4 protein-coding genes are annotated in these 6,115 nt (G+C 73.5%); 2 read left to right on the top strand and 2 right to left on the bottom strand.

Translation table 11 applies throughout. From position 1 onward, the window contains the following. The coding region (locus IE312_RS16325; protein WP_229899871.1) for an ATP-binding cassette domain-containing protein at nt 1–1,148 on the bottom strand (1,148 nt) is incomplete at its 3' end. Nucleotides 1,149–1,313: 165 nt separating this feature from the next. On the opposite strand from IE312_RS16325, the gene IE312_RS16320 reads away from it, so the two are divergent. Continuing rightward, nucleotides 1,314–2,228 (top strand): FAD-dependent oxidoreductase, encoded by a 915-nt coding sequence (locus IE312_RS16320; protein ID WP_189982726.1) that lies wholly within the window; start codon nt 1,314–1,316, stop codon nt 2,226–2,228. Between the two features lie 201 nt (nt 2,229–2,429). Here IE312_RS16320 and IE312_RS16315 read toward each other — a convergent pair whose 3' ends face one another. Next, entirely contained in the window at nt 2,430–4,379 is a 1,950-nt protein-coding gene (locus IE312_RS16315) for a Xaa-Pro dipeptidyl-peptidase (RefSeq protein WP_189982423.1), read from the bottom strand. A gap of 176 nt (nt 4,380–4,555) precedes the next feature. Here IE312_RS16315 and IE312_RS16310 point away from each other — a divergent pair, with 176 nt between their 5' ends. Beyond that, nucleotides 4,556–6,043: a M1 family metallopeptidase gene (locus IE312_RS16310; RefSeq protein WP_189982422.1), complete on the top strand. Its 1,488-nt coding sequence runs from the start codon at nt 4,556–4,558 to the stop codon at nt 6,041–6,043. Nucleotides 6,044–6,115: the final 72 nt, after the last annotated feature.

Genomic DNA, 6,115 nt, shown 5'->3' with positions numbered 1-6,115 from the left:
CCTGTGACCGCGATCCGGTCCGCCCAGTCGATCTGCAGGGAGACCGGGCCGAAGGTGAAGTCGCCGCGCCGGACCTCGGCGTCCCGCAGCGTCGCCACGACCGCGCCCGACCGCGGTGCGGACGCGATCTCCATGCGCAGCTCCCACTCCTTGCGCGGCTCCTCGACCACCTCCAGGCGTTCGATCATGCGCTGGGTCTGCCGGGCCTTGGCGGCCTGCTTCTCGCTGGCCTCGCTGCGGAACTTGCGGCCGATCTTGTCGTTGTCGGCGCCCGCCTTGCGGCGGGCGTTCTTCACGCCCTTGTCCATCCAGGACCGCTGCGTCTGGGCACGGTCCTGGAGGGCGGCCTTCCTGTCGGCGTACTCCTCGTAGTCCGCGCGGGCGTGCCGGCGGGCCGTCTCCCGCTCCTCCAGGTAGGCCGCGTAGCCGCCGCCGTAGAGGTTGATCTGCTGCTGGGCGAGGTCGAGTTCGAGCACCTTGGTGACGGTGCGGGTGAGGAACTCGCGGTCGTGGCTGACGACGACCGTGCCGGCGCGCAGGCCGGTGACGAACCGTTCCAGACGCTCCAGGCCGTCCAGGTCCAGGTCGTTGGTGGGCTCGTCCAGGAGGAAGACGTCGTAGCGGGACAGCAGCAGGGAGGCGAGGCCGGCGCGGGCCGCCTGGCCGCCGGAGAGGGCGGTCATCGGCTGGTCCAGGTCCACGGCCAGGCCCAGGGAGTCGGCGACCTCCTCCGCGCGCTCCTCCAGATCGGCGCCGCCCAGTCCGAGCCACCGCTCCAGGGCGGCCGCGTAGGCGTCGTCGGCGCCCGGCGCTCCGTCGACCAGCGCCTGGGTGGCCTCGTCCATCGTCCGCTGGGCCTCGGCGACGCCGGTGCGGCGGGCCAGGAACTCCCGGACGGTCTCCCCGGGCCGGCGCTCCGGCTCCTGCGGCAGATGGCCCACGGTCGCGGCCGGCGGGGACAGCCGCAGCTCGCCCTGCTCGGGCGGGAGGAGTCCGGCGAGCATGCGCAGCAGGGTCGACTTTCCCGCGCCGTTGGCGCCGACCAGGCCGATCACGTCGCCGGGCGCGACGACCAGGTCGAGTCCGGAGAACAGCGAGCGGTCGCCGTGCCCGGCGGCGAGGTTCTTGGCAACGAGGGTGGCAGTCATCAGGACGTCGATCCTAGCGGCGGCGGGTGCGCGTCCCGGCCACGGTTTCCCGCCGGTCACCGGCACGGAGGCCGGCCTGCCGGCGCCGGCCGCGCGGGGCCTGTCGTCCTGGCGTGGACGGGCGGGGCCTATCGTCCTGGCGTGGACAGTGAGCCGAGAGACGAAGTGATCGTGGTCGGCGGCGGGGTCGCCGGGCTGACGACGGCCGTGCTGCTGGCCGAGTCCGGGCGGCGGGTGCGGGTGTGGACGCGGGAGCCGGCCGAGCGGACGACCTCCGCGGTCGCCGGCGGTCTGTGGTGGCCGTACCGCATCGAACCCGAGCCGCTGGCCGGCGCGTGGGCGCTGGAGTCCCTCGGGGTGTACGAGGAGCTGGCGGAGCGGCCCGGGGAGACGGGGGTGCGCCTCGTCGACGGCGTGCACCACGGGAGCCGGCTGGAGGAGCTGGGCGCGTGGGCGGCGCGGGTGCCGGGGCTGCGCGCGGTGGCCGGGGGGCTCGCGGCGCGGCTGCCGGTGATCGACATGCCGGTGCACCTGGCGTGGCTGCGGGCGCGGCTGGTGGCGGCGGGCGGTGCGGTGGAGGTCCGTGCGGTGACCGACCTGGCCGCTGTGCCCGCCCCCGTGGTGATCAACTGCACGGGGCTCGGGGCGCGTTCCCTGGTGCCGGACCCGGCGGTGCGGCCGGTGCGCGGGCAGCTGGTCGTGGTCGAGAACCCGGGCGTCACCGGTTGGTTCACCGCCGTCGACCACTCCTCGGCCGTCTCCACCTACTTCATTCCGCAGCCCGGCCGGCTGCTGCTGGGCGGCACGGCCGAGGAGGACGACTGGGCCCTGGAGCCGGACCCGGCCACCGCCGCGGCGATCGTGGCCCGGTGCGCGGCCGTCCGCCCGGAGATCGCCGGCGCGCGGGTCCTCGCGCACCGGGTGGGCCTGCGGCCGGCCCGGGAGGCGGTACGGCTGGAACGCCGGCCCCTGCCGGACGGCCGCGTGCTGGTGCACAACTACGGCCACGGGGGCGCCGGCGTCACGGTGGCGTGGGGCTGCGCCCGGGAGACGGCCGAACTGGCAACCCCACCCACCTGATCCGCCGGCCCCCGACAAGCCGGGGGCGCGACCGGCCCGCGACGACCCGCGCCCGAGCCCGGCGGTCAGCCACCCCCAGGGGCGCGAGGAACCGCGCGACCAGCCCACGACCACCCGCACCCGAACCCGACGACCAGCCACCCCCGGGAGCGCGAGGAACTGCGCGACCGGCCCACGACCAGTGTCACCGTGGCGGGGACGTCAGCTCGCCGGAACGTGGCGGGCGGTGGTACGCGGGGCACCGACGCCGTCCAGGACCCTCGGCGCGGGCGCCCCGGCGCGGCCGGGCGTGGCCCGGGCGAAGGCCGCCGTACTGCCCACGAGCGGGACCCTGGCCGTCGTCCGCGACAGGTCCACGGTGAGCGTCGGCCTGGTGGACGGCGGGTCGATCAGGTCCTTGTCCGTACCGGCGACGATCAGGGCCAGCCGGTGCCCGGCGGGGACGACGTGGTCGGTGGCCGCGAGACCGAGGGTGATGGTGTAGGCCCGGCCCGGGGTGAGCGGGACCCCCCTGGCCGGCCAGGCGTAGTGGCCGAGGTCGGCCCAGCCGCGGCTGACCACGGTGTAGTCGACGGCGGCCGTCTTCGCCGCGGTCTCCTTGAAACAGGCGCTGTCCCCGGCCGTGCTCGCGCCCCAGCAGGTGCGGTCGGTGAGGGTGGTGATGCCCTCGGCCGGGTCGGCGTAGTCGCGGATGGTGTCCGGACCGACGTCGACCAGTACGGCGGACAGGTGGGCCGAGGCCGTGCTCGGGGTCGCGGTGACCGTCACCGTGGAGGAACCGGACAGGCGCACGTTCCGGGTGAGCGGCGCGGTGAGGAAGCCCGCCTTCTCCGGCGTGGGCGTGGTGAGCCGCGCGGCCCAGTCGGTCTCGCCGCGCGCCGGGTCGTCCGTGAAGGTCTCGGTTCCGGCGGCCGGGCGCAGTCCGAGGGTGCCGACGCCGGGCCGGGTGCCGGTGGCCGGGTGCAGGACGGTGGCGCGGGTGCCGCGCGGGGGCCAGGCGGTGGACGTGACCCACTGGTCGGGGTGGCGTTCGACGTCGGCCGCCGGCTCTCGGTCGATCCCGTTGTCGTAGCCCAGGAGTTCGTGGTCGAACCAGCGGTGCAGGGTGTCGACCCAGGCGCCGCGCCGGTAGTCGAACGGGTCGACGTGCCCGGTCTGGGACAGCCAGATCTTCCGCCGCACCCCGTGCCGGGCGAGGGCGTCCCACCACTGACCGACGTGCTGGGTGCGGACGTTGAGGTCCTGCATGCCGTGCACCAGGAACACGCTGGCGCGCACCTTCGCGGCGTCCTTGACGTAGTCCCGCCCGGACCACAGCGGGGTCCAGTCGCCGCTGCGCGGGCTGCCGTCGGCCAGTTCGCGCTGGACGGCCGCGCAGTGGGCGTGCGCGTCGGCGCTCTCGACGTAGCCGGCCAGTTCGTCGGGGCCGCCGTCGTAGAGGGGGGCGCCCTGGGCGAAGTAGTAGTCGTACCACGAGGAGATGGCGCTGATCGGGACGATGGTCCTGAGGCCCTTGACGCCGGTGGCGGCGACACCGTTGGCGATGGTGCCGTCCCAGCTCTTGCCGATCATGCCGGTGCGGCCATTGGTCCAGCCGGCCCGTACGGGGGTGCCGCCGGTGCGGCTGGTGTAGGCCTTGGCGCGGCCGTTCAGCCAGTCGATCACGGCCTTGGCGGACTGGACGTCGGAGCGGCCGCCGACGTCGACGCAGCCGTCGGAGCGGTTGGTGCCGGCGAGGTCGACGCCGACGAAAGCGTAGCCGCGCGGCACGAAGTAGTTGTCGTAGAACAGCGGCATCTGTACGACGTGGCCCTGCGCGTCGTACGTCTTGCGCTGGCTCTCGTTGCCGCGTCCGCAGCAGGAGTAGTAGGGGCTGGCGTCCATGATGACCGGCACCTTGCGGCCCTGCCGGGCCGGTTCGGCGGGCCGGACGATGTCGGCGGCGACGCGGTCGGTCCGTCCGTCGCCGTCCTCGTCGAGGCCGGTGTCCACCCACACGGACTCGCGGACGGCGTCGGCGTAGGAATAGACGGGTCTGCTCTCCCGGGGCGCGGCCTGGGCGGCGGCCGGGGTGAGGAAGGCGGCCGTCAGGGCGGTGACGGCGGCGGTGACGAGCGTTCTCCAGAGGGTGGCGCGCGTGCGTTTCGGCATGCGCGGACGGTACTCCGGCCAACTCCCGTGCAGAAGACGGCATTCCCGTGGCGTGTCGGCTGAATGGCGATCGTGTGACAGCAGGGGTCATGGACAGGTCAGGGGCCTCAGGGACTGAATAGTCTCTGAACAGACTTCTTGGAACGGACCGACAGTCCTGACGACTTGGAGCTGACGTGCACCGCAGAATCATCGCCCCGGGCGCACTGGCGGCGGCCTCCCTGCTGCTGGCGATCCCGGCATCGGCCGCGAGCTACGCCCCCGGCGCGCCGGGCATCGGCGACCCCTACTACCCGTCCTACGGCAACGGCGGCTACGACGTCTCCCACTACGACCTGAGGCTGCAGTACCAGCCGAAGACGGACGAGTTGCAGGGCACGACGACGATCCTGGCGAAGACCACGCAGGACCTGTCCAGCTTCGACCTGGACTTCCTGCTGGACGTGAGCGAGGTGCGGGTCAACGGCACCAAGGCGGCCTTCACGACCTCCGACCAGCACGAACTGGTCGTCACCCCGAAGACCCCGCTGGCCAAGGGCACCACGGTCACGATCGTGGTCCGCTACAGCGGGGTGCCGTCCGCCAAGAGCGCCTACGGCTTCACCGCCTGGCACCGCACGCCGGACGGCGGGGTCGCCGCCGACGAGCCCGAGGCGGCCTGGTGGTGGTTCCCCAGCAACGACCACCCGAGCGACAAGGCCACCTACGACGTGTCGGTGGCGGTGCCGGACGGCACCCAGGCCCTCTCCAACGGCACGCTGCAGTCGACGTCCTCGAAGCTGGGCTGGACCCGCTACAACTGGCGGCAGAACAAGCCCCAGACGACGTACCTGGCCACCCTCGCGGTCGGCAAGTTCGACATCACCACCGGCACCTCCGACGGCGGGGTGCCCGTCCTCAACGCCTACAGCAAGGACCTCGGCGACAACGACGGCGCCGCGCGCGCCAGCGTGGAGCGCACCGGGGAGCTGGTGGACTGGCTGAGCGGCTACTTCGGGCCGTATCCGTTCAGTTCGGCGGGCGGCTACGTGCCGAACACCACCACCGGGTACGCGCTGGAGACCCAGACCCGCGTCTACTACAGCCCGCGGCAGTTCGCCAACGGCGCCAACACCTCGGTGGTCGTGCACGAGCTGGCCCACCAGTGGTACGGGGACTACGTGTCCCTCAAGGGCTGGAAGGACATCTGGATCAACGAGGGCTTCGCCCGGTACGCGCAGTGGCTGTGGTCCGAGCACGAGGGTGAGGGGACCGCGCAGGAACTCGCCGACTACGTGTACGCCGCGCACCCGGCCGACGACCCGTTCTGGACGGTCAAGCCAGGTGACCCGGGCCCGGACGAGCAGTTCAGCGCCGCCGTCTACGACCGGGGCGCCCTGGCCATCCAGGCGCTGCGCAACAAGGTCGGCGACGACGCGTTCTTCGCGATCCTGAAGGGCTGGCCCAAGGAGCACGCCTACGGCAACGCCTCGGTGGCCGACTTCCAGAAGTTCGCCGAGCAGGTGTCCGGCAAGCCGCTGTCCGCGCTGTTCGACACCTGGCTGTTCCAGCCGTCGAAGCCGGCGGCGCCGGCGGTCCGCGCCCTGGTGAAGACGGGTACGGCCGTGGAGCGGCCGAAGTCCTGGAAGAAGATCGAGGCGACGAACGACGTGCACGGGCACTGACGCCGCACGGGGTCGGCCCGGCCGCCCGCCGCAGGAGGCCCGCCCGGCCTGTCGCGTCCGCGCGACAGGCCG

This window comes from Streptomyces capoamus (assembly GCF_014654935.1).
Classification (GTDB): domain Bacteria; phylum Actinomycetota; class Actinomycetes; order Streptomycetales; family Streptomycetaceae; genus Streptomyces; species Streptomyces capoamus.
This window is presented reverse-complemented; position numbering and strand designations above follow the sequence as displayed.

What these genes read in the sequence shown, in the direction of transcription:
- IE312_RS16315 (WP_189982423.1), bottom strand. Translation starts at nt 4,379, where the DNA reads ATGCCGAAACGCACGCGCGCCACCCTCTGGAGAACGCTCGTCACCGCC.